This is a genomic window from Geobacillus sp. 46C-IIa (genome assembly GCF_014679505.1).
In the GTDB taxonomy this organism is placed as follows: Bacteria; Bacillota; Bacilli; order Bacillales; family Anoxybacillaceae; genus Geobacillus.
In genome coordinates, this window is sequence record NZ_CP061474.1 from 3,401,813 (window position 1) to 3,428,596 (window position 26,784).

Sequence of the window (26,784 nt, forward strand, 5' to 3'; positions counted from 1 at the left end):
CGGCGGCAGAAACGAACGGATGGCGGGCGCCGCTTCGCTCGCGCGTCGGATGACCCCGTCGGCAAGGTGAAGCGGGGAGGGCGGCCGCTTCCCTCTCTTTTTCAGCCTTAAATATCCAAGTTTTTCACATAACGGGCGTTTTCTTCAATAAACTGGCGGCGCGGTTCCACTTTGTCGCCCATCAAAATTTCAAACGTTTCGTCCGCTTCAATGGCGTCCTGCAAGCTCACTTGCAGCAACGTTCTCGTTTCCGGATTCATCGTCGTTTCCCAAAGCTGCTCCGGATTCATTTCGCCCAATCCTTTGTAGCGCTGAATCGTCGGTTTCGGCTGATCCGGCAGCTCGGCAAGAATTTTTTCGAGCTGGCGGTCGTTGTAAGCGTAGCGCACTTGTTTTCCTTGTTCGATTTTATACAGCGGCGGCTGGGCGATATAGACGTAGCCGCGCTCGATAAATTCGCGCATGTAGCGGTAAAAGAACGTCAACAGGAGCGTGCGGATGTGGGCGCCGTCGACGTCCGCGTCGGTCATGATAATGACTTTATGGTAACGCGCTTTGGAGATGTCGAAATCCTCCCCGATACCGGTACCAAGCGCAGTGATGATCGCCCGCACCTCATTGTTCGACAAAATTTTATCCAATCGCGCTTTTTCAACGTTGATGATTTTCCCGCGCAGCGGCAAAATGGCTTGGAAATGGCGGTCACGCCCTTGTTTCGCCGAACCGCCCGCCGAGTCGCCCTCAACGACATACAACTCGCTGATAGATGGATCTCTTGACGAACAGTCGGCCAACTTGCCGGGCAAGTTGGAAATTTCGAGCGCGCTTTTCCGCCGTGTCAGTTCGCGCGCTTTTTTCGCCGCTAACCGGGCGCGCGCCGCCATCATGCCTTTTTCGACAATTTTTCGGGCAACGGCCGGGTGTTCAAGTAAAAACGTCTCGAACTGCTCGGAGAAGACGGCGTCTGTCACGGTGCGCGCATCGCTGTTGCCAAGCTTCGTTTTCGTCTGCCCCTCAAACTGCGGAGATGGATGCTTGATCGACACGATGGCCGTCAGCCCCTCGCGCACGTCCTCACCGGTCAAATTGGCGTCGTTGTCTTTAAAAATTTGCTGTTTGCGCGCATAGTCATTGATGATGCGCGTCAGCGCCATTTTAAAGCCGGACTCATGCATGCCCCCTTCATACGTATGAATGTTGTTAACGAACGAGTAAATGTTGCTTGTGTAGCCGTCGTTATATTGCAAGGCGATTTCAACAGCGATGCCGTCGCGCTCGCCAGTGATATAAATCGGCTCCTCGTGCAGCACTTCCCTCGTGCGGTTTAAATGGCGCACGTAAGAGCGGATGCCGCCCTCATAAAAATATTCGTTTTTCCGGTTGTCGACCCGTTCATCCGTCAAGATAATTTTCAAGCCGCGGTTTAAAAAAGCGAGCTCGCGCAGTCGGGTGGCCAGCGTCTCATAGTCAAACTCGGTCGTTTCTGTAAAAATTTCCGGATCCGGCTTGAAACGGGTCGTCGTCCCGGTCCGGTCCGTTTCACCGACGACTTGCAAGTCGGTGCGAGGTTCACCCCGTTCATATTTTTGGTAGTGAATTTTTCCGTCGCGGTACACATAAACTTCCAGCCATTCCGATAAGGCGTTCACAACCGAGGCGCCGACGCCGTGCAAGCCGCCGGACACTTTATAGCCCCCTCCGCCGAACTTTCCGCCGGCGTGAAGGACAGTCATAATGACCTCAACAGCCGGACGCCCCGTCGCCTCATGCACATCAACCGGAATGCCGCGTCCGTTGTCAGCGACAGTGATGCTGTTATCTTCTCCGATCGTCACATGAATTTCCGTGCAATAGCCGGCCAACGCCTCATCGATGCTGTTGTCGACGATTTCCCAGACGAGATGGTGCAATCCTTTTGGTCCCGTCGAGCCAATGTACATCCCCGGGCGTTTTCGAACCGCCTCGAGGCCTTCAAGCACTTGTATTTGACTCGCATCGTACGCCTGCTCAACCCGCTGTTCCATTGTCATGCCATATCACCTACGCTTTCTTTGCAAACGTTCAACGTTTCACAGTCAAGAAGAGGCGGTTACCGAACCGGAGCGAACTCGATAAATGGCCGCTTCCTGAATGATGTCGTGCTTAATGCCGTCGATGCTTGTTGTAGTGACAAAAGTTTGCACTTTTTTTCGGATTGCATCAAGGAGGTGGGTTTGCCGAAAGTCATCAAGTTCCGACAACACATCATCGAGCAATAAAATGGGGTAATCGCCTAACTCAGAAAAGATGAGCTCAATTTCCGCCAGTTTGACTGCCAGCGCCGTTGTGCGCTGCTGTCCTTGGGAGCCGAATGTTTGTACGTTTTTTCCATTGACAATAAACGCGATATCATCGCGGTGTGGGCCGACAAGCGTCGTTCCCCGCTGAATTTCCCGCTCCCTCATAGCGGCAAACGTTTCGCTGTATGCCTCTACTATTCTCGACAATTCTGCCTTTTCTGATACGTCGACCGATGGTTCGTACCGGATGTGAAGCCGTTCGGCGCCGCGGCTGATTTCGTGATGGATCGGCATCGCCCATTGCTCGAGCAACGACAAAAACTGGCGGCGTCGCAAGGTGATTTTTGCCGCCAGCACCATGAGCTGCTCGGTTAATACATCGAGCACCGCCTCGTCGCTTCGCTCACGCGCCTGCATCATTTTCAAGTAATGATTGCGCTGCTGCAACAGTTTTTGATATTGGCTCAAATCATGTATATAAACGGGCGATACTTGCCCGATCTCCATGTCGACAAACCGGCGCCGCACTTGCGGGTTTCCTTTGACTAAATTCAAGTCCTCAGGAGCGAACATGACAACGTTCAAATGGCCGACATATTGGCTGAGCCGCTGCTGTTCAATATGGTTGCATCTCGCCTTTTTTCCTTTTTTCGAGATCGTCAGTTCAAGCGCTAAAGAACCGCTTCGTTTTTCCGCTCTTCCTTCTATTTTAGCATATTCTTCATTCCAACGGATAAGGTCTTTATCGTTGGCAGTGCGATGCGATTTTGCCATGGCCAAAACATAAATGGCCTCCATCATGTTCGTCTTTCCTTGGGCGTTCTCCCCTAAGATGATGTTTACGCCCCGGTCAAAGCTTAACGTTTCATGTTCATAATTGCGATAGTTCGTTAACGTTAAGTTAGTTAGAAACACTCGGCCTTCACCTACTTCACCTGCGTGACGATAAACGTGCCGATCCGTTCAATGTCGACCCGGTCGCCGTCTTTCAGTTTCCGGCCGCGTCGATCTTCTTTTTCGCCGTTGACAAACACATTATACTCTTGTAAAAACCATTTGGCTGCGCCGCCCGTCTCGATCAAATTCATCAGCTTCAGCAGCTGCCCTAGCGTAATCGTTTCTGTTATAATCGTTACCTTTTGTTCCATCCGCGTATCGCTCGCTTTCCTTCAAACTGCCTATTCTTTTATTTTACCGAAAAACTCTTCCACTCGCAAAGAAAGCCGATGAGCGAGGACAACAAACGTTCCCATCCTCCCCATCGGGCATAGAAAGAGCCATGCTCAAGACAGCGCACCCGTTATGCGCGCAAGGCTGCGGAATCAATACGTTCTTACCGGCAAAATAAGCTGAAGCATCGAGTCCGTATGGAGCGGGCGCAATAAGAATGGCCGCATCGCCCCTGTGAAGCTGATTTGAATATCGTTGCCATCAAGCGCCCGCAGCGCATCCATCATGTATTTTGCGCTGAAGGAAATGTTTAATTCTTCACCTTCAATCGATTCAGTCTGCAGCTGCTCAGTCACTTTTCCGATTTCTGGAGAAATCGAAGAAATTTCGAGCAATCCTCCTGGGAGCGTCGCCAGCTTCACGACGTTGTTTCTTCCTTCCCTTGCAAGCAAGGACGCCCGATCGATCGCTTGCAAAAATTCTTTTGCATTGACGACCATGTTTGTTTTGCTATCGCTCGGGATCAAGCGGGCTGTCTCCGGGTAGTTTCCGTCAAGCAGCCGAGAAAAGAATAGAAGATGTTCCGCCTTAAACAACACTTGGTTGGCCGTAATAACGATATCGACCGGAGCGCTGCCGTCATCTAAAATTTTACTTAGTTCGTTGAGACTCTTCCCCGGAATGACAACGTTATACGAAACAGCGTTTTCCGCTTCGATTTTCACCTTGCGCATCGCCAGGCGATGGCTGTCTGTTGCCGTACAAATCAGTTCGCCGTTTTCGACTTTCCAGTTGACACCTGTCAAGATTGGGCGCGTTTCCGATGTTGATACGGCAAATACGGTTTGTCGGATGACCGTTTTTAATAAATCAGCCGGAATTTGAAACACGTTTTCCTCTTCAATTTGCGGCAAACGCGGATATTCCTCAGCGTTTAAGCCGTTGAGACGGAATTCCGAGTGGCCCGAGCGAATGACGGTCAAAAAGTTGTCTTCGGTTTCGATTTCAACCGTTTGTTGGGGCAGCTTCTTGACGATTTCGGCAAAAAAGCGCGCTTGCAGTACGATACTTCCTGGTCTTTTTACATCAACAAGCAAGCGTCCTTCTTTTTCGAGCGGAATAAACGACTCAATCGAAATGTCAGAGTCGCTTCCCGTCAGCGTCACTCCGCGGGCGGTTGCCGTCAGCTTAATTCCGGTTAAAATCGGGATCGTCGTTCTCGTCGATACAGCCTTCATTACGTCTTGGACGCTTTTCACCAGCGCTTCGCGGTCAATGGAAATGTTCACTTGTCGTTCCTCCCCGTTTTGTTGGTGTTCGGAAATAAATTATAAAAATATAAAAATAAAAATCATAGTAATAGTCGTATGGCTTGTTAGTATGTGGATAAGCAAGAAAAGCGAAGCAAGCACAGCCTGTCCACATGTGGATAAGCTGTGCATAAAACAAGACTGGTTATTCACAGTTGCTTCAGCTTTTCTTGGATTTCCTTTATATGTTTTTGCAGCTGCGTGTCGGTTTGTAAAAGCTTTGATATTTTTTCATGGGCATGGATGACCGTCGTATGATCGCGGCCGCCAAATTCGTCGCCGATTTTCGGCAGCGAACAGTCGGTCAGCTCACGGGAGAGATACATGGCGATTTGCCGGGGGAACGCGACCGATTTTGTCCGTTTTTTTGCTTTAAAATCCTCGAGCTTAATGTTGAAATGCTGCCCAACAACGCGCTGAATGTCTTGGATCGTAATGACTTTCGGCTTCGCGCTCGGAATGATATCCTTCAACGCCTCGGCTGCCAAGTCAGCCGTGATTTCTTTATTGATGAGCGATGAGTAGGCGACGACCCGGATGAGAGCACCTTCGAGTTCACGGATGTTTGAATCAATCTGGTTAGCGATGTAAAGCATCACCTCGTTCGGGATGTCAAACCCCTCCGCCTTCGCCTTTTTGCGAAGAATGGCAATCCGCGTTTCCAGATCGGGCGGCGTGATGTCCGTGATCAGCCCCCACTCAAAGCGCGAGCGCAAGCGATCTTCAAGCGTCGGAATTTCTTTTGGCGGCCGGTCGCTCGAAATGACGATCTGTTTGCTTTCCTCGTGCAGTGTGTTAAACGTATGGAAAAATTCCTCCTGTGTTTGTTCCTTTCCAGCTAGAAATTGAATGTCATCAATCAGCAGAACATCGACATTCCGATACTTATTGCGAAAGTCGTCAGGGCGGTTGTCGCGGATGGCGTTAATAAACTCGTTTGTAAATTTTTCCGAAGACAAATAGACAACTTTCGCGGACGGGTTATGTTCGATTACGTAATGGCCGATCGCGTGCATTAAGTGTGTTTTTCCGAGCCCGACTCCGCCGTAAATGAAGAGGGGATTATACGCCTTGGCCGGGGCTTCAGCGACCGCTAACGAGGCGGCGTGAGCAAACCGGTTGCCAGAGCCGATGACAAACGTGTCGAACGTATATTTTGGATTTAACATGCTCTGTGGGAAGTCGTTCGCCTCTTCGTACGGCTTTCGCTGTTTTTTCGCCGACGGTGGAAACTCCAATTCTTCGTCAGCCTGGTTTGGCGGAATGATAAATTTGACCGCCAGCTCTTCGCCGGTAATCGCGTAAATCGTTTCGGCAATTAAATGGGAATAGCGGGAATCAAGCCAGTCTCTAGCAAACTCGTTTGGGGCTACGATGACGAGCGTGTCACCTCGTAAAGAGTGGGCTTTCGTCGATTTGAGCCAAGTTTCAAAGCTCGGCTTGCTGATTTTCCGTTCGATTTCCCCGAGCACGCGATCCCATAAATCATGGATATTTTCCACCCGTTGCCCCTCCCTTGGTCAGAGGATAATCGTTCGTTTAAAAAATAATTTGTGGAAAAAATATATTAAGGAAAAAAGGCGGCTTTTCGACAAAATCCACCATCTGTGGACAACACTATAAACAAGCTGTGCAAAAATATATCCACAGTCTATCCACAAAATGTGGATATCTTTTTTTATCCACACGGTTATTCATAGTGAAAACACAATAATAATAGCAAATAAAGCGGCTTGTTGCAACGGAATTTTTTGATTATCCACAAAACGCACTGGTTGTGAAAAAAATCGTTATCCACATGGTTGAACGTGTGAAAAAAATGTCGATAAATGTTGTGGATTGTTATTTAAGGGAGAAAAATTATCCACACTGCTGATGAAGGCAAGAAAAATGCGAAGGCGGTTGACATTTGCTAAGATTGTTCAATATAATGAGAAAGACTGCCCGTAACAGTTATTCCCTAGGGAGGTGTCATAGATGAAACGGACGTATCAACCAAATAGACGGAAGCGCAGCAAAGTGCACGGATTCCGCGCGCGCATGAGCACGAAAAATGGGAGAAAAGTATTGGCGCGTCGCCGTCGCAAAGGAAGAAAAGTATTGTCTGCATAATAGGCCACTGAAGCATCAGTGGTCTTTTTTCTCAACATTTTGCCGCCCGGAAATTAGGCAAATGGAGTGTTTCGGGAAAATGAAAAAAAAGTATCGGATCAAAAAAAACGAGGAATTCCAAGAAGTGTTTCAACGGGGCGTTTCGACGGCCAATCGGCAGTTTGTCGTGTATACGCTTGACCGCCCGGAGCAGCCTTACTTTCGCATCGGGCTTTCGGTCAGCAAAAAGCTTGGCAAAGCCGTTGTCAGAAACCAAATTAAACGATACATCCGCCAATGTTTTCTTGAGTTAAAGGAACAGGTCGTTCCTGGCAAGGACTATGTCATTATCGCGAGACAGCCTGCGGCTGAAATGGGCTATGCCGAAGTAAAAAAGAGTTTGGTCCATGTGCTGAGGAAAGCCGGGGGGTTGAAAAAGGGAGGCCGAACGTCGGATTCGGCTTGAAAAAATGCTCCACGCGGCAAAAAAAGGTGGTAAAATACATACATGAACTTGTACATGTGGGAGGAAAAAGAAGGTGAAAAGGCGAATTACATTCATTGTATTGCTCAGTGCATTGGCTGCCATGTTGTCTGGATGCACGGAGATTAATGAACCGATCACCCCAGAAAGCAAGGGGTTTTGGAACGAGTATATCGTTTATCCGCTTTCTTGGCTTATTAAATACGTCGCCGAGATGCTTGGCGGAAGCTTCGGGCTGTCGATCATTGTCGTTACCATTCTCATCCGCCTGCTCATCTTGCCGCTGATGATTCAACAGACGCGCAATGCGAAGGCGATGCAAGCGCTTCAGCCTGAAATCGAGGCGTTGCGCAAAAAATACAGTTCTAAAGACGCGCAAACCCAACAAAAGCTCCAGCAAGAGATGATGTTATTGTTCCAAAAGCACGGCGTCAACCCGATGGCTGGCTGCTTCCCGATTTTAATTCAAATGCCGATTTTAATCGGTTTCTACCATGCCATTATGCGCACAAGGGAAATCGCCCAGCATAACTTTTTATGGTTTGACCTTGGCGAAAAGGACCCGTACTATATTTTGCCGGTGATCGCTGGAGTGACGACGTTTATCCAGCAAAAAATGATGATGGCCGGCTCGGCTCAGCAAAATCCACAAATGGCGATGCTGCTTTGGATGATGCCAATTATGATCGTCATTTTTGCGATCAACTTCCCGGCCGCCTTGTCGCTTTACTGGGTTGTCGGAAATATTTTCTCCATCGTGCAAACGTATCTCATTAAAGGGCCGACTGTTTCTGCCCATCCAGGAGGAGCGAAAAAGTGAAGGAAGTTACCGCGACTGCCGCAACGGTCGAAGAAGCGGTGCAGCTGGCGCTCACACAGCTCGGTGCGCCTCGGGAGCGCGCGGACATCGTCGTAATCGATGAAGGGAAAAAAGGCTGGTTCGGCCTGTTTGGCGGCCGGCCGGCGGTTGTGAAAGCGGTGCTGAAAATCGATCCGGTTGAGGAGACAGTGCGTTTTTTGCAACAAGTTATCGTGCAAATGGGTGCGGAAGGGGCAAACGTCGAGGCCGTCCGTCGCGGCAAACAAGTAACGCTCTGCGTCCAAGGGGGGCCGATCGGCTTGCTGATCGGCAAACACGGACAAACGTTAAACGCGCTTCAGTTTTTGGCGCAGCTCGTCGCCAACCGCCACACTGATCAATACGTGTCGATCGCCGTCGATGTAGAAAATTATCGCGAACGAAGAGAACAGGCGCTTGTCGAATTGGCACACAAGCTGGCAGCCCGGGTGGCCAAGACAGGGAAAGAAGTCAAGCTTGAACCGATGCCGGCGCATGAGCGAAAAATCATTCATGCGGCACTGGCCGGTCATAAACATGTCTCCACCTACTCGATTGGAGCTGATCCGCACCGTTCGATCGTCGTTTCGCCCGCCGTAGGAAAAAAACCGTCAAGGAAAGAGGCACCTCTCTAAACCACATAGAGGAGGCCTCTCTTTTTTTGTTTTGACTTCCGTTTTTATAAGCGGCGGGATGCTTGTATGTTTATGTCTAACGCAACATGGCCCCGGTGTGAACAACTGCGCGTTTTGGTTCGCAGCGGCCATATATATTTTAGACAATCAGGAGAAGCGTGCCGTATTGTTATTCACATGTGGATAAGTTAAAATTGAACTAAGCAAAAATTCACAAGGTGAATACGGCGAAAAAGCTGTGGATATAGATGGAACGGAGAAAAAGCGAGGTGAACAAGCCATGACAGAATTTGATACGATTGCCGCCATTTCAACGCCGATGGGGGAAGGGGCGATCGCCATCGTTCGCCTGAGCGGAGATGAGGCGATAGAAATCGCCGACCGGCTTTTCCGCAGCCTGACCGGAAAGCGGCTGAAAGACGTGCCGTCACACACGATTCATTACGGTCATATTGTTGACCCGAAAAGCGGACGAACCGTCGAGGAAGTCATGGTATCGGTCATGCGGGCGCCGAAAACATTTACGCGCGAAGATGTAGTAGAAATTAATTGCCATGGCGGGTTCGTTTCCGTGAATCGGGTGTTGCAGCTTGTGCTCGCGAACGGAGCGCGTCTCGCTGAGCCGGGGGAGTTTACGAAGCGGGCGTTTTTAAACGGGCGCATCGACTTATCTCAAGCTGAAGCAGTCATCGACTTGATTCGTGCCAAAACGGATCGCGCGATGAACGTCGCCTTGCAGCAAATGGAGGGGCGCTTGTCGAAATTAATTCGCGAATTGCGGCAGACTATTTTAGAAACGCTGGCGCACGTTGAAGTCAACATCGACTATCCCGAATACGATGATGTCGAGGAGATGACGCCGCGTCTGCTGAAGGAGAAGGCAGAATACGTGCGCGGACAAATTGAAAAACTGCTTTCGACCGCTGCCCAAGGGAAAATTTTGCGCGAAGGCTTGGCGACGGTCATTATCGGACGGCCAAACGTCGGCAAGTCATCGCTGCTAAATGCGCTCGCTCACGAAAACCGGGCGATCGTCACCGATATCCCGGGAACGACGCGCGATGTCATCGAAGAGTATGTCAACGTCCGCGGCGTGCCGCTCCGCTTGATCGATACCGCCGGCATCCGTGAAACAGAAGATGTTGTTGAGCGAATTGGCGTTGAGCGCTCGCGGCAAATGTTGAGGCGTGCCGATTTAATTTTGCTCGTTTTGAACTATCATGAACCGCTGACCGAAGAGGATGAGCGGCTGTTTGCGATGACAGAGGGAATGGATGTCATCGTGATCGTCAATAAAACGGACTTGCCCCAAAATATTGATATGGAACGGGTCAAAGAGCTTGCGGCCGGCCGGCCGATTGTGGCAACATCACTATTGCGCGAACAAGGGATTGATGAACTCGAAAAAGCAATCGCCGATTTATTTTTTGGCGGTGAACTAGAAGCCGGCGACCTGACTTACGTCTCGAATTCCCGCCATATCGCGTTGCTCGAGCAAGCGAAAAAAGCGATCGATGATGCGCTTTCCGGCATTGACGCCGGCATGCCGGTCGATCTCGTTCAAATCGATTTGCGCCGGGCGTGGGAGCTGCTTGGCGAAATCGTTGGCGATACAGTGCACGAAAGCTTGATTGATCAGCTGTTTGCCCAATTTTGTTTAGGAAAATAAGCAAGGAGGAAACGAAATGGAGTATCACGGAGGATCGTATGACGTCATCGTCATCGGCGCCGGCCACGCCGGCTGTGAGGCGGCTTTGGCGGCGGCGCGCATCGGGGCGAAAACGCTCGTCATTACGCTTAACCTCGACATGATTGCGTTTATGCCATGCAACCCGTCGATTGGCGGACCGGCGAAAGGGATCGTCGTGCGCGAAATCGACGCTCTCGGCGGAGAAATGGGGAAAAACATTGATAAAACATACATTCAAATTCGGATGCTTAACACCGGCAAAGGTCCGGCTGTCCGCGCGCTGCGGGCGCAGGCTGACAAAGTGCTGTACCAGCGGGAAATGAAAAAGACGCTCGAAAATGAGGAAAATTTGACGCTGCTGCAAGGGAAAGTTGAGCGGCTCATCGTTGAAGATGGCGTCTGCAAAGGCGTCATTACGCAAACAGGAGCCCATTATTATGCCAAAGCGGTTGTCATTACGACCGGGACGTTTCTGCGCGGGGAAATTATTATTGGTGACATTAAATATTCAAGCGGACCGAACAACCAGCAGCCGTCAATCAAGCTGTCCGAGCATTTAGAAGAGCTTGGGTTCGAGCTCGTCCGCTTCAAAACAGGCACGCCGCCGCGCGTCAACAGCCGGACGATCGACTACAGCAAAACAGAAATTCAGCCGGGCGATGAAGAGCCGCGGGCGTTTTCGTACGAGACGACAACATACATCACCGACCAGCTGCCGTGCTGGCTGACGTATACGACAGAGGAAACGCACCGAATCATCGATGAAAATTTGCATTTGTCGCCGATGTACTCCGGCATGATTAAAGGAACCGGACCGCGCTATTGTCCATCAATCGAAGATAAAGTCGTCCGGTTCCACGACAAGCCGCGTCACCAGATTTTCCTCGAGCCGGAGGGACGGGAAACGGAAGAGGTCTACGTGCAAGGGCTGTCGACAAGCTTGCCGGAACATATCCAGCGCAAGCTGCTTGAAACCATTCCGGGGCTCGAGAAGGCGCAGCTCATGCGGGCCGGCTATGCGATCGAGTACGATGCGATCGTGCCGACACAGCTATGGCCGACGTTGGAAACAAAGCTGGTGAAAAACTTGTACACCGCCGGGCAAATTAACGGCACATCCGGCTACGAAGAAGCGGCGGGTCAAGGGATTATGGCCGGTATTAACGCCGCTCATCGCGCGCTCGGCCGCGAGGAAATCATTTTAAGCCGTTCGGACGCTTATATTGGGGTCTTGATCGACGATTTGGTGACAAAAGGGACAAACGAGCCGTACCGCCTGCTGACATCGCGCGCCGAATATCGGCTGTTGCTCCGCCACGACAACGCCGATTTGCGCTTGACCGAGCTCGGGCATCGGATCGGCCTAATTTCCGAAGAGAGGTACCAAGCATTTTTGGCGAAAAAAGAGGCGATCGAACGGGAGAAAAAACGGCTGCAAACGGTCATCATTAAACCGACGCCAGAGGTGCAGGAAGTCATCCGCCAGGCGGGCGGAAGCGAGCTGAAAGACGGCATCCGCGCCGCTGATCTGCTAAGGCGTCCGGAAATGACGTACGAACATATCCAAAAACTCGCTCCGGCTGGCGAAGACATCGCTCCAGAGGTCGCCGAGCAAGTCGAAATTCAAATCAAATATGAAGGCTATATCCAAAAATCGCTGCAAGAAGTCGAACGGCTCAAAAAAATGGAAAACAAAAAAATCCCGGAAGATATCGACTACGACGCCATCCAAGGACTGGCGACCGAAGCGCGGCAAAAACTGAAACAAGTGCGTCCGCTCTCGATTGCCCAAGCATCGCGTATTTCCGGCGTCAATCCGGCCGATATTTCGATATTATTAGTGTATTTGGAACAAGGAAGAATCGCGCGCGTGTCGAATGAATAAACATGAGGGAAAGGATTGGCTTATGGAGGCGACACAATTTCAAGCCATGCTTGAAGAGAGGGGAATTTCCCTCTCTTCCCAGGCGCTTGCGCAGTTTGAGCGCTATTATGAACTGCTCGTCGAATGGAACGAGAAGATGAATTTGACCGCCATTACGGACAAGCCCGGCGTGTATGTGAAACATTTTTTTGATTCCGTTTCTCCGGCCTTTTATTACGACTTTTCCGAGCCGTTCTCGCTTTGCGACGTTGGCGCTGGGGCAGGATTCCCGAGCATTCCGCTGAAAATTTGTTTTCCGCACTTGCGCGTTTCGATCGTCGACTCGCTGCAAAAACGCATCCGCTTTCTGCAGCATCTTGCCGAAGAGCTGGGGCTCACGGATATCGCCCTTTATCACGATCGCGCGGAGACGTTTGCCCGCGAAAAGGGGATGCGTGAATCGTTCGACGTCGTTACGGCCAGGGCGGTAGCGCGCATGCCGGTGCTTGCTGAACTTTGCCTTCCGCTTGTGAAAGTCGGCGGTACATTCATCGCGATGAAAGCTGCTTCGGCACCTGAAGAGTTGAAAGAGGGGAAAAAAGCGATCGCCGTGCTCGGCGGGGAAGTGGCAGCGGTGAAAACGTTCACGTTGCCGTTTGAGGAGGGCGAACGGACGGTTATTTTCGTCCATAAAACGAAAAAGACGCCGGCCCAATACCCGCGCAAACCGGGGACGCCAAGCAAACAACCGATTCAGTAACCCTTTGCGGGCGCGGCGGGAGAGGCAGAGGGAAAAGGGGCTGTGCGGATCCCGCCCTGCGTCCCGTGCTGAGGAAAACAAAGATGGCCAGCGGCGCCTGCCGGGCGAAACAGAGAACTTGGCCAAGTATGTCCAAAGGTGGTGTAGGGGGATGAAGCATCCGTTTTCACGCTTGTTCAGCTTTGGAGAAAAAGAGCAAGAAGAGGCGGGGGAAAAGCAAGAGAGGGAGGAAGTTCGCCACATTCCGGTTGCCAGCATTATCCCGAACCGTTTTCAGCCGCGCACGGTGTTTGATGAAGAGAAAATTGCCGAGCTGGCGTTGACGATTCGGACGCACGGCATCATTCAACCGATCGTCGTCCGCGAATGCGGAAACGGACAATTTGAAATCATCGCCGGCGAGCGGAGATGGAGGGCGGTGCAAAAGCTTGGCTGGACGGAAATCCCCGCTATTATTAAAAACTTAAACGATAAAGAAACCGCCTCCGTCGCCCTCATTGAAAACTTGCAGCGTGAGGAACTGACGCCAATCGAAGAGGCGATGGCGTATGCGAGGTTGATCGAGCTCCATGATTTAACGCAAGAAGCGCTCGCCCAGCGCCTCGGCAAAGGGCAGTCGACCATCGCCAACAAGCTGCGCCTGCTCAAGCTTCCGCAAGAAGTGCAGGAGGCTCTTTTGCAGCGGATGATCACTGAACGCCATGCGCGTGCGTTAATCGTGTTGAAAGATAAAGAGAAACAGTTGAAGCTGCTGCAAGAAATCATCGATAAACAATTAAACGTCAAACAGACGGAAGACCGGGTGTTAAAGATGCTCGAAGCAGGCGAACGAAAGCCGAAGCCGAAGCGAAAGGCGTTCAGCCGCGATATGCGCATCGCCGTCAATACGATCCGCCAATCGCTTTCCATGGTGGAAAATAGCGGGGTGTCGGTCCATTCCGAAGAAGAAGAGTTTGACGATTATTATCAAATTACAATCCGCATCGCCAAAAAATAACGGAGTTATCTTTTGCCTCATCAAGCGCGGCTGATGGGGTTTTTTCTTTCAGAAAACAAAGTCATTTTTCTTCTTTTCATGATAAAATAGAATTTATGAGTAAGAGGTAGAGGTAGGTGGCACCGTGGGCAAAGTCATTGCGATTGCGAACCAGAAAGGCGGAGTCGGAAAAACGACGACAGCCGTCAACTTGTCGGCTTGTTTGGCGCATCTCGGAAAAAAAGTGCTGCTTGTTGACGCTGATCCGCAAGGAAATGCAACGAGCGGAATCGGCATTGAAAAGGGGGATGTTGACGAATGCATTTACAACGTCATTATTGGCGATATGAAAGCAAAAGATGTCATCCGCCCGACGAACATTGAAAACTTATACGTGATTCCGGCGACGATTCAGCTTGCAGGTGCAGAAATTGAGCTCGTTTCGGTCATCTCCCGCGAAATCCGGCTCAAAAACGCGCTCGAGCCGCTCAAAGCTGTCTATGATTTTATCATTATTGACTGTCCTCCTTCGCTAGGGCTGCTGACGTTAAACGCGTTGACGGCGGCGGATGCTGTCTTGATCCCTGTCCAGTGCGAATATTATGCGCTTGAAGGGCTCAGCCAGCTGCTGAATACAATCCGACTCGTGCAGCGGCACCTCAATTACGATTTGCGCCTTGAAGGCGTCTTGTTGACCATGCTCGATGCACGGACGAATTTAGGTTTGCAAGTCATCCAGGAAGTCAAAAAGTACTTCCGCGAAAAGGTGTACGAAACGATCATCCCGAGAAACGTGCGGCTGAGTGAGGCGCCAAGCCACGGCAAGCCGATTATTTTGTACGATGTCAAATCGCGGGGAGCGGAAGTGTATTTGGAACTGGCGAAGGAGGTGCTTGAACGTGGCTAAAGGTCTCGGCAAAGGCATCAATGCGCTGTTTAACAATCTCGCGCTCAACGGGAAAGAGGAAACAGTGTTCGAAGTAAGCATTTCTGATCTCCATCCGAACCCGTATCAGCCGCGGAAAACGTTTCAGCCCGAGGCGATTGAGGAGCTGAAACAATCCATTTTGCAGCACGGCATCTTGCAACCGCTCATTGTCCGCCGTTCGCCGAAAGGGTTTGAAATCGTCGTTGGCGAGCGGCGCTACCGGGCGGCGAAGGAGGCGAATTTGCCGTCGGTCCCTGTTGTCGTGCGCGAGTTAACGGACGAGCAAATGATGGAGTTTGCTCTTTTGGAAAACTTGCAGCGTGAGGATTTAAATCCGATCGAGGAAGCGATGGCGTATAAAATGCTGATGGACAGGCTGCACTTGACTCAAGAGGAAATCGCCAGCCGCGTCGGGAAGAGCCGCCCGCACATTGCCAACCATTTGCGCCTATTGTCGCTTCCTCCGGAAGTACAAAAGCTGCTCGTTGACGGCAAGCTGTCGATGGGACACGGTCGGGCGCTCTTAGGGCTGAAGCAAAAAGGAAAAATGAAGTTCATCGTCGAGCGAACGGTTCGCGACGGGCTGAACGTCCGTCAGCTCGAGAAACTGGTCCAGCAAATGAACGAAAATGTTTCACGTGAAACATCGAAACGGAAACCGCCGGAAAAAAGCGTGTTTCTTCGGGAAAGCGAGTCGTTGTTGCGCGAAAAATTCGGCACGAACGTCACGATTAAACAGACGAAGAAAAAAGGGAAAATCGAAATCGAGTTTTTTTCTCCGGAAGACTTAGAGAGAATATTGGAACTGCTCGACGTGCAGTTCGATGAGTAGAGCGGCCCCTTAATAAAGGCCGATCTATTTTTGCTAGAGGGGATTGAACAGCATGGTATTGCTAGGAACGATTGTCAACGGGATGAGCATTGTTGTCGGGGCTTTGATCGGGATATGGTTTCACCGGATTCCCGAACGGGTAAAAGAGACGGTAATGGGAGGCATCGGGCTGGCGGTAGCGCTTCTTGGCATTCAGATGGGAATGAAAAGCGAGCAGTTTCTCGTCGTCATTTTCAGTCTTGTTTTCGGCGGCATTCTCGGGGAGATTTGGAACTGGGAAGAAAAGCTGAACCGGCTCGGCCAATGGCTCGAGAAGAAAGTTGGCGGCAACGGGGAAGGAAGCATTGCGAAAGGGTTTGTCAGCGCGACATTGTTATTTGTCATCGGTGCGATGGCGATTGTTGGGGCGCTCGACAGCGGGTTGCGCGGCGATCATAGCGTCTTGTATACGAAATCGATTTTGGACGGCTTTGCGAGCGTCATTTTGACGACGACGCTTGGCATCGGCGTCATGTTCTCTGCGTTGCCCGTGGTCATATACGAAGGCGGCATCACTTTATTGGCGACGCAAATCGAGCGGTTTGTGCCAAGGGAAGTGTTAGATTCGTTCATCGCTGAATCGACAGCGACCGGGGGAATTTTAATTATGGCCATCGGACTGAACATGCTCGGTTTGACGAACATTCGTGTGGCCAATTTGCTTCCGAGCATTCTTGTAACGGCGGCAGCTGTTTTCCTTCTTTCGTTCGCTTAGCCGTTGCGGCTGCCTCCTTTCAGGCGAGGAGAAAAGAAATCCCCTTCTTGAATCGCCTGTCAAGAGGGGGATTGGCCGCCTACCATAATGAATGGCGGTCTTTTGGAAGCGGATGGGCGGCGAGCCGCTCCTTTCGGATGAGATGCCGCTCCGCCTCATAAATGCCGTTGGCGATCGTTTTGGCCATATTCATGACGAGATGAAGGCGCGTATTTTGCAGGACGAAAAATTCCATAAATCCGCTCACATTCACTACTCCGGTAATATGGGCGTCGCCGACGGGAAGAAGCTGCTTATTCACCCCGGCTCCAGGGCGAACCGGCCCTTTGGCGACGGTGATGGCGCCGACGCTTTTCAGCCGCCCGAGGCAAGCATCGACTGCGATCATAAACGGATCGCGATGAATGAGTTGAATGGCTCCTACTTTTTCTTCTAGGTTGACGGCGTGGATCGGTTCCTCAAGCGTTCCGTATACGTGAAAGCGGGTCAAGGGCTTCTCTTTCAGCATCGTGCCGACAAGCGGTCCGAGTGAATCGCCGGTCGAACGATCCGTGCCGATGCAGACGATGGCGACTGGCTGGACGAGCGGATCCGGAAGCAGCGCGGAGATCCGCCAGGCGATCGAGGACGCCGCTCCTTGTTCATCGTAAAAAACGCGATCTCTTTCCTCTTTGGAAGAGAAAAATATCGACGGTATGCTCATTCGCTTCACTCCTACTTTCGATTCAAAAGTATTAACAGTATACGGAAAATGAAAGAATGATATACATGTTGACGTTTGTTTTTCTTTTTCGTCCGGTGCATGACTACAAATTAACGGTCTGTCTTGTTAAAATAAAAAGCGCAGACTGAAAAAAGATAGAGGTGTCGCCAACATTGAGTATGATTGAAAGAACGGCTAGTCGTTTGTTCGAGTTTTTGACGGATGAGGAGCTGTGGATTCGGATCGGAACAGGGGCGCTTAAGATTGTTCTTATCCTACTCATATGCGCCATAGCGGTGAAAGTGTTGAAAATGGCCGTCCATAATGCGTTTAAAGTGCGCCAAAAAGCGCCGATTCGCATTTCGGAACGCCGGGAGATGACGTTAGCGCGGCTGCTCGACAATGTCATTACGTACGTACTATATTTTATTGCGCTATTGATGATTTTAGATACGTTTGGTGTTCCCGTTAAAGCGCTGCTGGCCGGGGCGGGGGTCGTCGGTTTGGCCGTTGGCTTCGGGGCGCAAAGCTTAGTGAAAGACATCATCACCGGGTTTTTCATCATTTTTGAAGACCAGTTTGCGGTCGGCGATTACGTTCGCATCGGTAATTTTGAAGGGTACGTGGAAGAGATCGGGCTGCGGGTGACGAAAATGAAAAGTTGGACTGGAGAAGTGCACATTTTGCCAAACGGCAGCATCACGCAAGTGACGAACTATTCGCTTCACAACAGCTTGGCAGTTGTGGACGTCAGCATCGCCTACGAAGAGGATATTGAAGCGGCGGAGCAAGCGATTCGCGAACTCCTGCCGCAGCTGCCGGCAAAATATGAAGATATGGTCGCACCGCCGGAACTGCTCGGCGTGCAAAATGTAACCGGTCCGGAAGTCGTGCTCCGCATTACGTGTGAAACGAAACCGATGCGCCATATCGGTGTAGGAAGGGCCATTCGCAAAGAGGTGAAGATGCTTTTAGACGAGCGGGGGATCGAGATTGCGTATCCACGACTCGTGCTGCACCGCCGCGATGGAGAGGAACAGTCGGCGGCGAAGCCGCAAAGAGAACAATCGTTGTAACATGGGGGTGAGCGGATGGAGGAGAAAGAATTTGGTTTATACGATATCGTCGAAATGAAAAAACCGCATCCGTGCGGGACGAACCGCTGGAAGGTGATCCGTTTAGGCGCCGATATCCGCATTAAATGTGAAGGGTGCGCCCATAGCGTTCTTTTGCCGCGCAAAGAGTTTATCCGCAAAATGAAAAAAGTGCTAGTCAAACATGGGGAATAAAGAAAGCGAGCCAACACAGCATGGGCAGTTGTCCCATGCTCTTTTGTTCATGAAGAGGGGAAAGAGGGGAAACAATGGAAACAACACATGTGACGTCGTGCCCGCTCAATTGCTGGGACGTATGCGGGCTGAAAGTGACGGTGAAGGATGGAAACATCGTGCGTATTGACGGCGATGAACAACACCCGATCACGAAAGGGAACATTTGCGGGCGCGGGCGGATGTTGAAAGAGCGGGTGAACGCTAAAGAACGCCTCCTTTATCCACTGAAAAAAGTAAATGGGCAGTGGATCCGTGTTTCATGGGAAGAAGCGCTCGATGACATCGCCGGGAAAATGCGAGAGTTAAAAGAACGGTTCGGTCCGACAGCGGTGCTCCATAGTCATGATTACGCCAATAACGGGCTGCTGAAAAATTTGGACCGACGCTTTTTCAACTGCTATGGCGGCGTGACAGAGCTTGTCGGCAGCCTTTGCTGGGGCGCGGGGATTGAAGCGCAAACGTGGGATTTTGGCAACGCGTACAGCCATGCGCCGGAAGATATCGACAACAGCCGCCATATCGTCATTTGGGGGCGAAACGTTGCCCGAACGAACATGCATTTATTTGAACGGTTGCTTGCAGCGAAAAAGCGCGGCGTGACGATCGTCGTCATTGATCCGTTGTTCGGACCGACGGCGCGCATCGCTGATCGGTACGTATGTGTGAAACCAGGAATGGACGCTTTTTTGGCGATGGGCATTATGAAAGAGCTGCTTCGGCTCGGGCTTGAAGACCGTTCCTTTATCGAGCAGCATACAATCGGATTTCGCGACGTCGAACAAGTGCTGCAGACGATTTCATTTGAGGAAATCGAGCGGCATACCGGCGTCAGCCGCCATGTGATGACAGAGCTCGCCCGGCTTTATGGCGACCGGCCGACAGCGACATACCTTGGTCTTGGCATGCAGCGTTATGCAAACGGCGGCAATACGATCCGCTGGATCGACGCCCTTGTCGCGGTGAGCGGCAATGTCGGCATTCCCGGTGGGGGAGCGAATTTTGGCAACTTGCAAGTGAGCGAAAGTTTTGATAAGTCTATGTTGACGCTTCCAGAACGGAAGACCGCGTCGCGCACGTGGACGATGATGAAACAGGCGGAGGAAATACTGCAGGCGAACGATCCGCCGATTGGCATGGTGATTGTCACATGCGGCAATCCGCTCGCCCAAGTGCCGAACACGAACCTAGTGAAAAAGGCGTTCGCTTCCGTTGAGACAGTCGTTGTGTTTGAGCAGTTCATGACCGATACGGCTGCAGCGGCTGATTACGTTCTTCCGATAGCGGCTTCGTTTGAAGAGGAAGACGTGTATTGTTCGTCGATGTACCATGCGTATGTGAACTATGGGCCGAAGCTTGTTGATCCACCGGGCGAGGCGAAGCCGGACTTGTGGATTTGGACGGAGTTGGCGAATCGCCTCGGCTTTGGCGCTGAGTTCGCTTATACGCGTGAGCAGTTTCTTGAGATGGCGCTCCATCCTTTAGAGCGATACGGCATTACGCTTGAGCGGCTGAAAGCCGAGCACCGCGTGCTTTTGCCTGTCGAACCGGTGCCATGGCGCGATCGGCGCTTTCAAACGCCAAGCGGCAAATATGAGTTCACATCCAGCATCGCCCGACAAAAAGGGAAAGATGGCCGGCTAACCATCATGTATCCGGCTGAATCAAAAGAGGTGAATCCGTCATTGGCTGCAAAATATCCGTACCGGCTGTTGACGATCCACCCGCTCCGGTCGAACCATTCGCAGCACTATCCGCTCATTCCGGCGCTGCAGACGGTGCGCATCGAAGTCGCGATCGATGTGGCTGCCGAAAAAGGGCTTACTGATGGCGATAAAGCGCGCGTCTACAACGACCGCGGCTCGCTCATCGGCACAGTCAAAGTGCTTGATGGCGTCTATCCGGGAACAATCAATATTGACGAAGGACAATGGGGGGCGTTTGGCGGGCCGGTTAACGTGCTCACGTCGGATTTGGAGTCGGACAACGGCTGCGGCAGCACGCTTTATGACTGTTTGGTCAACGTTGAAAAAACCGCGCCGGAAGCAAAGGAAACGGTTTAAAATCGCTTTTTTGTGATGGGCCGGCGGCACGCTTGTCATTTTTTGCGCCAGCCCATATAATGAGGGAAGATGTGAACGGGAAAGAGGAGTGGAACGAATGGGATTGACAGCAGGAATCGTCGGCTTGCCGAATGTCGGCAAATCGACGCTGTTTAACGCGATTACAAAGGCAGGGGCTGAATCAGCCAACTATCCGTTTTGCACAATTGAACCGAACGTCGGTGTCGTCGAAGTGCCTGATGAGCGGTTGACCGTATTGACGGAAATGTTCCAGCCGAAGCGGACTGTGCCGACCGTCTTTGAATTTACCGATATTGCCGGCATCGTCAAAGGCGCGAGCAAAGGCGAAGGACTCGGCAACAAGTTTTTGTCGCACATCCGTCAAGTTGACGCGATTTGCCAAGTCGTCCGCTGTTTTAACGATGAAGACATTACCCATGTTGCGGGCAAAGTCGATCCGCTCGCCGATATTGAAACGATCAATTTGGAACTCATTTTTGCCGACTTAGAGACGGTTGACAAACGAATCGAGCGAGTCGGCAAAATCGCCAAGCAAAAAGATAAAGAGGCCGCGTTTGAATACGACATTTTGCTGCGGTTGAAAGAGACGCTTGAAGCTGGCAAGCCGGCGCGCACGATCGAATTTGCCGATGAAGAAATGAAGGTTGTCAAACAGCTGCACTTGCTGACGACAAAGCCGATGCTTTACGTCGCCAATGTCGGGGAAGAGGACGTTGTTGATCCAAACAGCAACCCGTTCGTCGCTGAAGTGCGTGAGTTTGCGAAGAACGACAACGCCGAGGTCATCGTTGTCTGCGCCAAAATTGAAGAAGAAATTGCTGAATTCAGCGACGAAGAAAAACAACAGTTTTTACAAGAGCTCGGCATTGAGCAGTCTGGACTCGACCAGCTCATCCGCGCCGCTTACAGCTTGCTCGGGCTGGCGACGTTTTTCACCGCCGGCGAGCAGGAAGTGCGGGCATGGACATTCCGAAAAGGAATGAAAGCGCCGCAATGCGCCGGCATTATTCATTCCGACTTTGAACGCGGGTTTATTCGCGCTGAAACCGTTTCGTACACCGACTTAGTTGCCGCCGGATCGATGGCCGCAGCGCGAGAAGCTGGCAAGGTGCGCCTCGAAGGAAAAGACTACGAAGTGCAAGACGGCGATATTATGCACTTCCGGTTTAACGTGTAATATAACGGTATGTCCGGGGAACAGGATCACATTTGCCAAAGCAACCATTCTCCCGCTCGTGCGCTGTTTTCATCAGCGGTGCTGGAAGATGTTTGCGCGGACAGAAAGCGAGACACTCCCTTGCTTATCGCTACCAGTCATGGTATAATCAACGAATGTGAGTAATGGTTATTGCTCCTTGCCCTTCAGCGGAAGGGCCGTTTAGACCAAAAGGAGGTGACGAGCGTGAGAAAATACGAAATTATGTACATCATCCGCCCGAACATGGACGATGAAGCAAGAAAAGCTGTCATCGAACGGTTCAACAATGTGCTGAAAGAAAACGGCGCGGAGATTACGAATGTGACGGATTGGGGCAAGCGCCGCTTAGCCTATGAAATTGAAAAATACCGCGACGGTTATTACATGATTCTCAACGTCATGGCAGAACCGCAAGCCGTGCAAGAATTCGACCGCTTAGCGCGCATTAGCGAAGACATCATCCGTCATATCGTCGTGAAAGAAGAAGAATAATTTTTTGGACATGTTAAGAGGTGGTTCTGATGATTAACCGTGTCATCTTAGTCGGCAGGTTAACGAAAGATCCGGAGTTGCGCTACACTCCAAGCGGAGTGGCTGTTGCCACGTTTACGCTCGCGGTCAACCGCCCGTTCACGAACCAGCAGGGCGAGCGGGAAGCCGATTTTATCCAATGTGTCGTTTGGCGTCGCCAGGCGGAAAACGTCGCCAACTTCTTGAAAAAAGGAAGCTTGGCCGGGGTGGACGGCCGGCTGCAAACCCGCAGCTATGAAAACCAAGAAGGCCGGCGCGTGTATGTGACGGAAGTGGTGGCTGATAACGTCCAATTTCTTGAGCCAAAAGGAAGCAACGAGCAACGAGGGGCAGCAGCGGGCGGCTACTATGGGGATCCATTCCCATTCGGACAAGATCAGAACCACCGGCATCCGAATGAAAAAGGGTTTGGCCGCATCGATGAAGATCCTTTCGCCAATGACGGTCAGACAATCGATATTTCTGACGATGATTTGCCGTTTTAGAAAATGAAAGAAGCAGAAGGGAGGAAATTGGTAATGGCAGGACGGAAAGGCGGACGCGGCAAACGCCGCAAAGTATGTTATTTCACGGCGAATAACATCACGCATATCGACTACAAAGACGTCGATTTGCTGAAAAAATTCATTTCCGAACGCGGCAAAATTTTACCGCGCCGCGTGACGGGAACGAGCGCGAAATATCAGCGCAAATTGACGGTCGCGATCAAACGCGCGCGCCAAATGGCACTCTTGCCGTACGTTGCGGACGAGTGAGCCGAAAAAAAGCAGTAAGGGGGACCTTACTGCTTTTTTCTATTTATGTTATGCCGGTCAACCTAGTTAGAAAGGGGAACGTTCATTGCGAAAGACGCATGCTCTCACCGAAGCAGCGATTGAACTTGCACTGTTTGCCGTTTTGTTTTTGCTCGCGTTATATGTGCCGTTCATCGGTTTCGTCGCTGCCTTGTTTTTAGCGCTTCCGTTTATGGTGTTTACAATGCGCCACGGACTCGCTCCCGCCTGGCTGCTGCTTGCGGCAGCGCTTGCCGTTTCCGGCCTAGTCGGCTCGCTTTTGTCGCTGCCGATGGCGCTCATGTTCGGAACCGTTGGCATAGCGGTCGGTGCGATGCTGGCGAAAAAGAAAAATCGTTATCTTGTTTTGCTCGTTGGCGCGCTCGTATTTTTAGCCAACATTGTGCTTGACTATATCATCTCGATTCAGTTTCTGCAAGTGGATATGATTCAAGATACGCTCGCGCTAGTGCGCGAATCGTTTGATACGGCCATGCGCGTGATGGAAGGAATGGGCCAAGCGCCGCCAGCGGAGATGAAAAAACAGTTTGAGCAAGCCATTGTCTTGATCGGCTACATGATTCCGACTTTGTTTGTCGTCGCTTCGTTTGCGCTGGCGTACGTGACGATCATCGTCTCGCTGCCGGTCATGAAACGGCTGGAGCTCCCGGTCGGCACGTGGCCGCCGTTTCGTGAGCTCTCCTTGCCCAAAAGCGTATTATGGATCTACGTCCTTGTGCTCGTTCTTTCCCTACTCCCGCTTGAAGAGGGGACATTTCCGTACATTGCCGTCTTGAACGTCTCTTATGTGTTGCAGCTGGCCATGATTGTACAAGGGTTTTCGTTTTTGTACTACGCCGCTCACAAAAAAGGCGTAGGGAAAGGCGTTGTCGCGGCGGGGACGGTTATTTGCTTATTCCTGCCTTTTCTACTTTATCTTGTGGCGATATTCGGTATAATTGATTTAGGATTTGATTTGCGCCGCCGCATATAATAATTGGATAAGGTGAGCCATTTCTTCAGTGTAGGAGCTGACTTGAATGTTCCATTTTTATGAAAGGAAAGCGTACCGCTATCCGTCCTATGCGTTAGCCGCTCTGGCGGTGCTCATGGCTGTTGGCTTGTTTTATTTTCAATGGCTGCTTGGGCTCGTCGGTCTTCTCGGCGTCGGGTTTTTGCTTTACTACGTTATTTGGTCGCAACGCTCTTTACACAAGGAGCTCGAACAATATATTTCTAACCTGTCGCACCGAGTAAAAAAAGTCAACGAGGAAGCGCTGATGCGGATGCCGATCGGCATTATGCTCATCGATGAGGAAGGCGAAATCGAATGGTCGAACCGATTTTTAGCGGCTTGCTTTAACGAACAGACGTTAGTAGGCCGCCCGCTCGCTGAACTTTCCGAGCCGTTGGCTGCCTTTGTCAAAAAAGGCAAAACGGACGAAAAGATCATTGAACTGAATGGAAAACAGCTGAAAGTGATCGTCCGCCGCCATGAACGGCTCCTTTACTTTTTCGATGTCACCGAACATATGGAGATGAGACGGCGGTATGAGGCGGAGCGGCTAGTATTGGCGATCATCTTTCTCGACAATTACGATGAGATTACCCAAGGGATGGATGACCAGGCGAAAAGCCAAATGAACAGCCTTGTTACGTCCATATTAAATCGTTGGGCAAATGATTACGGCATCTTTTTAAAACGAACGTCATCCGACCGATTTATTGCCGTATTGAACGAGCATATACTGACCCAATTGGAAAAAAGCAAGTTTTCGATTTTGGATGAAGTGCGCGAGCAGACGGCAAAACAGCAGGTTCAGCTCACATTAAGCATCGGCATCGGCGCCGGCGTGTCCTCGCTTCCAGAACTTGGGGCGCTCGCCCAATCGAGCTTAGACCTAGCGTTAGGGCGCGGTGGCGACCAAGTGGCGATTAAGCAAGGAAACGGAAAAGTCAAGTTTTACGGGGGCAAAACGAACCCGATGGAAAAGCGGACGCGCGTCCGCGCCCGAGTCATTTCCCACGCGCTTCGCGAACTGATCGCCGAGAGTGATAAAGTGCTCATCATGGGGCATAAATATCCGGATATGGACGCGCTCGGTGCCGCCATCGGCATTTTAAAAGTCGTTCAATCGAACCAAAAGGAAGGATTTCTTGTCATTGATGCTGCGAAAACGGATGCTGGGGTGCAGCGGCTGCTTGAGGAAATGAAAAAACAGGCTGAGTTATGGGCAAGGTGCGTCAAGCCGGAACAGGCGCTTGAGCTCGTGACGGAAGATACGCTCCTGATCGTCGTTGATACACATCGGCCGTCGCTTGTCATTGAAGAGCGGCTGTTGTACCGCACCGACCATGTCGTCGTCATCGACCACCATCGCCGCGGCGAAGAATTTATTGAGGCGCCGATTCTCGTCTATATGGAGCCGTACGCCTCGTCGACGTCTGAGCTCGTTACGGAGTTGTTGGAGTATCAGCCGAAACGGGTGAAACTGTCGATGCTTGAAGCGACAGCGCTGCTCGCCGGCATTGTCGTCGATACGAAAAGCTTCACGCTCCGCACCGGTTCACGGACGTTCGATGCGGCGTCGTATTTGCGCGCCCAAGGGGCGGATACGGTGCTCGTGCAAAAGCTGCTGCGGGAAAGCGTAGCCAATTACGTCAAACGGGCGAAGCTGATTGAGCGGGCAGCGATCGACGAGCATGGCATCGCCATCGCTAAAGGGGACGAGAACGAAGTGCATGACCAAGTGCTAATCGCGCAGACGGCCGACACGCTTCTTACGTTAAGCGGTGTTGTCGCTTCGTTCGTTATTTCCAAGCGGGCCGACGGAACCGTCGGCATTAGCGCCCGCTCGCTCGGCGATGTCAATGTGCAAGTGATTATGGAGCGGCTTGGCGGAGGCGGGCACTTAACGAATGCCGCCGCTCAGCTTTCCGGGGTGACGGTCGGAGAGGCAGAGCGGCAGCTGCGTGAAGCGATTCTTGATTATTTTGAGGGGGGTAAGCCAGCATGAAAGTCATCTTTTTAAAAGATGTAAAAGGGAAAGGAAAAAAAGGGGAAATCAAAAACGTCGCCGACGGTTATGCGAACAACTTTTTGTTCAAACAAGGGCTGGCCATTGAAGCGACGCCGGCGAATGTAAAAGCACTCGAAGCCCAAAAACAAAAGGAACAGCGTCAAGCGGCAGAAGAGCTGGCGAATGCCAAAAAGTTAAAAGAGCAGCTTGAAAAGTTGACGGTGGAAATTGCGGCGAAGGCAGGCGAGGGAGGCCGTTTGTTCGGCTCGATCACGAGCAAGCAAATCGCCGAAGCGCTGCAAGCCCAGCACGGCCTGAAGCTCGACAAGCGGAAAATTGAGCTTGCCGATGCCATTCGTGCGCTCGGATATACAAACGTACCGGTGAAGCTTCATCCGGAAGTGACAGCAACGTTAAAAGTGCACGTGACGGAACAAAAATAACGGTGACGGTTCACTCTCAGATGCGAAGATGCCCCCGCCCGCTGCGGCGGGGCTTCCTTGCTTATCGGCGAACAGGGGAAAAGGTGGTGAAAC

The 26,784-nt window shown here is 51.4% G+C and carries 27 protein-coding genes; 21 read left to right on the plus strand and 6 right to left on the minus strand.

Translation table 11 applies throughout. The features are described from left to right. Positions 1-107: 107 nt before the first annotated feature. The 5 genes from gyrB to dnaA form a co-directional block, all read right to left on the minus strand. Positions 108-2,030 (minus strand): DNA topoisomerase (ATP-hydrolyzing) subunit B, encoded by a 1,923-nt coding sequence (gene gyrB / locus IC803_RS17140; protein ID WP_063167081.1) that lies wholly within the window; start codon positions 2,028-2,030, stop codon positions 108-110. A gap of 45 nt (positions 2,031-2,075) precedes the next feature. After that, positions 2,076-3,194 (minus strand): DNA replication/repair protein RecF, encoded by a 1,119-nt coding sequence (recF, locus tag IC803_RS17145; RefSeq protein ID WP_081207981.1) that lies wholly within the window; start codon positions 3,192-3,194, stop codon positions 2,076-2,078. Positions 3,195-3,205: 11 nt separating this feature from the next. Continuing rightward, positions 3,206-3,427, minus strand: a complete 222-nt coding sequence (yaaA, locus tag IC803_RS17150) for a S4 domain-containing protein YaaA (protein WP_063167083.1) — start codon at positions 3,425-3,427, stop codon at positions 3,206-3,208. A gap of 174 nt (positions 3,428-3,601) precedes the next feature. Further along, positions 3,602-4,738 carry a DNA polymerase III subunit beta gene (gene dnaN / locus IC803_RS17155; protein ID WP_081207979.1) on the minus strand — a complete coding sequence of 379 codons (1,137 nt, stop codon included), beginning with the start codon at positions 4,736-4,738 and terminating at the stop codon, positions 3,602-3,604. 170 nt (positions 4,739-4,908) lie between these two features. Further along, positions 4,909-6,261 carry a chromosomal replication initiator protein DnaA gene (dnaA, locus tag IC803_RS17160; protein ID WP_081207977.1) on the minus strand — a complete coding sequence of 451 codons (1,353 nt, stop codon included), beginning with the start codon at positions 6,259-6,261 and terminating at the stop codon, positions 4,909-4,911. A gap of 475 nt (positions 6,262-6,736) precedes the next feature. Between dnaA and rpmH the strand changes: the two genes are divergently transcribed. The 11 genes from rpmH (at position 6,737) to IC803_RS17215 (ending at position 16,611) form a co-directional block, all read left to right on the plus strand. After that, positions 6,737-6,871, plus strand: a complete 135-nt coding sequence (gene rpmH, locus IC803_RS17165) for a 50S ribosomal protein L34 (RefSeq protein ID WP_020961658.1) — start codon at positions 6,737-6,739, stop codon at positions 6,869-6,871. Between the two features lie 79 nt (positions 6,872-6,950). Next, the gene (gene rnpA, locus IC803_RS17170) at positions 6,951-7,316 is read left to right on the plus strand and encodes a ribonuclease P protein component (RefSeq protein WP_063167437.1); all 366 of its coding nucleotides are present in this window, start codon (positions 6,951-6,953) and stop codon (positions 7,314-7,316) included. A 73-nt stretch (positions 7,317-7,389) separates the two neighbouring features. After that, positions 7,390-8,154 carry a YidC family membrane integrase SpoIIIJ gene (gene spoIIIJ, locus IC803_RS17175; RefSeq protein WP_081207975.1) on the plus strand — a complete coding sequence of 255 codons (765 nt, stop codon included), beginning with the start codon at positions 7,390-7,392 and terminating at the stop codon, positions 8,152-8,154. Further along, complete coding sequence (gene jag / locus IC803_RS17180) at positions 8,151-8,807, plus strand: RNA-binding cell elongation regulator Jag/EloR (protein WP_081207973.1); 657 nt, start codon at positions 8,151-8,153, stop codon at positions 8,805-8,807. Before spoIIIJ ends, jag begins: the two co-directional genes overlap by 4 nt. Before the next feature lie 280 nt (positions 8,808-9,087). Further along, positions 9,088-10,476 carry a tRNA uridine-5-carboxymethylaminomethyl(34) synthesis GTPase MnmE gene (gene mnmE, locus IC803_RS17185; protein ID WP_081207971.1) on the plus strand — a complete coding sequence of 463 codons (1,389 nt, stop codon included), beginning with the start codon at positions 9,088-9,090 and terminating at the stop codon, positions 10,474-10,476. 16 nt (positions 10,477-10,492) lie between these two features. Then, positions 10,493-12,382, plus strand: a complete 1,890-nt coding sequence (gene mnmG, locus IC803_RS17190; RefSeq protein WP_081207969.1) for a tRNA uridine-5-carboxymethylaminomethyl(34) synthesis enzyme MnmG — start codon at positions 10,493-10,495, stop codon at positions 12,380-12,382. A 22-nt stretch (positions 12,383-12,404) separates the two neighbouring features. Then, a complete protein-coding gene (gene rsmG / locus IC803_RS17195) occupies positions 12,405-13,121 on the plus strand; it encodes a 16S rRNA (guanine(527)-N(7))-methyltransferase RsmG (protein WP_081207999.1) in 717 nt (238 codons plus the stop codon). A 151-nt stretch (positions 13,122-13,272) separates the two neighbouring features. Continuing rightward, positions 13,273-14,118, plus strand: a complete 846-nt coding sequence (gene noc, locus IC803_RS17200; protein ID WP_063167090.1) for a nucleoid occlusion protein — start codon at positions 13,273-13,275, stop codon at positions 14,116-14,118. Positions 14,119-14,242: 124 nt separating this feature from the next. Further along, the gene (locus IC803_RS17205) at positions 14,243-15,004 is read left to right on the plus strand and encodes a ParA family protein (protein ID WP_063167091.1); all 762 of its coding nucleotides are present in this window, start codon (positions 14,243-14,245) and stop codon (positions 15,002-15,004) included. After that, positions 14,997-15,857 (plus strand): ParB/RepB/Spo0J family partition protein, encoded by an 861-nt coding sequence (locus tag IC803_RS17210; RefSeq protein WP_063167092.1) that lies wholly within the window; start codon positions 14,997-14,999, stop codon positions 15,855-15,857. Before IC803_RS17205 ends, IC803_RS17210 begins: the two co-directional genes overlap by 8 nt. A gap of 52 nt (positions 15,858-15,909) precedes the next feature. Next, positions 15,910-16,611 carry a DUF554 domain-containing protein gene (locus tag IC803_RS17215; protein ID WP_081207968.1) on the plus strand — a complete coding sequence of 234 codons (702 nt, stop codon included), beginning with the start codon at positions 15,910-15,912 and terminating at the stop codon, positions 16,609-16,611. Positions 16,612-16,690: 79 nt separating this feature from the next. Here the strand turns inward: IC803_RS17215 and yyaC are convergent, their stop codons facing one another. Then, entirely contained in the window at positions 16,691-17,314 is a 624-nt protein-coding gene (gene yyaC, locus IC803_RS17220) for a spore protease YyaC (RefSeq protein ID WP_081207967.1), read from the minus strand. A gap of 179 nt (positions 17,315-17,493) precedes the next feature. On the opposite strand from yyaC, the gene IC803_RS17225 reads away from it, so the two are divergent. The 10 genes from IC803_RS17225 to rplI all read left to right on the plus strand — a co-directional run bounded on the left by IC803_RS17225 (position 17,494) and on the right by rplI (position 26,691). Then, complete coding sequence (locus tag IC803_RS17225) at positions 17,494-18,390, plus strand: mechanosensitive ion channel family protein (protein WP_081207966.1); 897 nt, start codon at positions 17,494-17,496, stop codon at positions 18,388-18,390. A gap of 15 nt (positions 18,391-18,405) precedes the next feature. Further along, the gene (locus IC803_RS17230) at positions 18,406-18,603 is read left to right on the plus strand and encodes a DUF951 domain-containing protein (protein ID WP_063167096.1); all 198 of its coding nucleotides are present in this window, start codon (positions 18,406-18,408) and stop codon (positions 18,601-18,603) included. A gap of 74 nt (positions 18,604-18,677) precedes the next feature. After that, positions 18,678-20,705 carry a molybdopterin-dependent oxidoreductase gene (locus IC803_RS17235; RefSeq protein WP_081207965.1) on the plus strand — a complete coding sequence of 676 codons (2,028 nt, stop codon included), beginning with the start codon at positions 18,678-18,680 and terminating at the stop codon, positions 20,703-20,705. A gap of 97 nt (positions 20,706-20,802) precedes the next feature. Then, positions 20,803-21,903 carry a redox-regulated ATPase YchF gene (ychF, locus tag IC803_RS17240; protein ID WP_081207964.1) on the plus strand — a complete coding sequence of 367 codons (1,101 nt, stop codon included), beginning with the start codon at positions 20,803-20,805 and terminating at the stop codon, positions 21,901-21,903. 225 nt (positions 21,904-22,128) lie between these two features. Beyond that, on the plus strand, positions 22,129-22,416 hold the full coding sequence (gene rpsF / locus IC803_RS17245) for a 30S ribosomal protein S6 (RefSeq protein ID WP_081207963.1): 288 nt from the start codon (positions 22,129-22,131) through the stop codon (positions 22,414-22,416). 29 nt (positions 22,417-22,445) lie between these two features. Continuing rightward, positions 22,446-22,940 (plus strand): single-stranded DNA-binding protein, encoded by a 495-nt coding sequence (gene ssb, locus IC803_RS17250; RefSeq protein WP_020961642.1) that lies wholly within the window; start codon positions 22,446-22,448, stop codon positions 22,938-22,940. Between the two features lie 33 nt (positions 22,941-22,973). After that, a complete protein-coding gene (gene rpsR / locus IC803_RS17255; protein ID WP_008880812.1) occupies positions 22,974-23,210 on the plus strand; it encodes a 30S ribosomal protein S18 in 237 nt (78 codons plus the stop codon). Between the two features lie 85 nt (positions 23,211-23,295). Further along, positions 23,296-24,222 (plus strand): YybS family protein, encoded by a 927-nt coding sequence (locus IC803_RS17260; RefSeq protein ID WP_081207962.1) that lies wholly within the window; start codon positions 23,296-23,298, stop codon positions 24,220-24,222. 46 nt (positions 24,223-24,268) lie between these two features. Next, on the plus strand, positions 24,269-26,245 hold the full coding sequence (locus IC803_RS17265) for a DHH family phosphoesterase (protein WP_081207961.1): 1,977 nt from the start codon (positions 24,269-24,271) through the stop codon (positions 26,243-26,245). Continuing rightward, the gene (gene rplI / locus IC803_RS17270) at positions 26,242-26,691 is read left to right on the plus strand and encodes a 50S ribosomal protein L9 (protein WP_063167104.1); all 450 of its coding nucleotides are present in this window, start codon (positions 26,242-26,244) and stop codon (positions 26,689-26,691) included. Before IC803_RS17265 ends, rplI begins: the two co-directional genes overlap by 4 nt. The last annotated feature ends 93 nt before the right edge of the window (positions 26,692-26,784 follow it).

Bases quoted from the DNA above. Each gene is read 5' to 3' on its own strand.
- rsmG (WP_081207999.1), top strand. From the start codon at position 12,405: ATGGAGGCGACACAATTTCAAGCCATGCTTGAAGAGAGGGGAATTTCC.
- ychF (WP_081207964.1), top strand. From the start codon at position 20,803: ATGGGATTGACAGCAGGAATCGTCGGCTTGCCGAATGTCGGCAAATCG.
- yyaC (WP_081207967.1), bottom strand. From the start codon at position 17,314: ATGAGCATACCGTCGATATTTTTCTCTTCCAAAGAGGAAAGAGATCGC.
- rplI (WP_063167104.1), top strand. From the start codon at position 26,242: ATGAAAGTCATCTTTTTAAAAGATGTAAAAGGGAAAGGAAAAAAAGGG.
- yaaA (WP_063167083.1), bottom strand. From the start codon at position 3,427: ATGGAACAAAAGGTAACGATTATAACAGAAACGATTACGCTAGGGCAG.
- rnpA (WP_063167437.1), top strand. From the start codon at position 6,951: ATGAAAAAAAAGTATCGGATCAAAAAAAACGAGGAATTCCAAGAAGTG.
- IC803_RS17230 (WP_063167096.1), top strand. From the start codon at position 18,406: ATGGAGGAGAAAGAATTTGGTTTATACGATATCGTCGAAATGAAAAAA.
- rpsR (WP_008880812.1), top strand. From the start codon at position 22,974: ATGGCAGGACGGAAAGGCGGACGCGGCAAACGCCGCAAAGTATGTTAT.
- IC803_RS17215 (WP_081207968.1), top strand. From the start codon at position 15,910: ATGGTATTGCTAGGAACGATTGTCAACGGGATGAGCATTGTTGTCGGG.
- gyrB (WP_063167081.1), bottom strand. From the start codon at position 2,030: ATGACAATGGAACAGCGGGTTGAGCAGGCGTACGATGCGAGTCAAATA.
- noc (WP_063167090.1), top strand. From the start codon at position 13,273: ATGAAGCATCCGTTTTCACGCTTGTTCAGCTTTGGAGAAAAAGAGCAA.
- IC803_RS17235 (WP_081207965.1), top strand. From the start codon at position 18,678: ATGGAAACAACACATGTGACGTCGTGCCCGCTCAATTGCTGGGACGTA.
- mnmE (WP_081207971.1), top strand. From the start codon at position 9,088: ATGACAGAATTTGATACGATTGCCGCCATTTCAACGCCGATGGGGGAA.
- mnmG (WP_081207969.1), top strand. From the start codon at position 10,493: ATGGAGTATCACGGAGGATCGTATGACGTCATCGTCATCGGCGCCGGC.
- rpmH (WP_020961658.1), top strand. From the start codon at position 6,737: ATGAAACGGACGTATCAACCAAATAGACGGAAGCGCAGCAAAGTGCAC.
- IC803_RS17265 (WP_081207961.1), top strand. From the start codon at position 24,269: ATGTTCCATTTTTATGAAAGGAAAGCGTACCGCTATCCGTCCTATGCG.
- IC803_RS17225 (WP_081207966.1), top strand. From the start codon at position 17,494: ATGATTGAAAGAACGGCTAGTCGTTTGTTCGAGTTTTTGACGGATGAG.
- ssb (WP_020961642.1), top strand. From the start codon at position 22,446: ATGATTAACCGTGTCATCTTAGTCGGCAGGTTAACGAAAGATCCGGAG.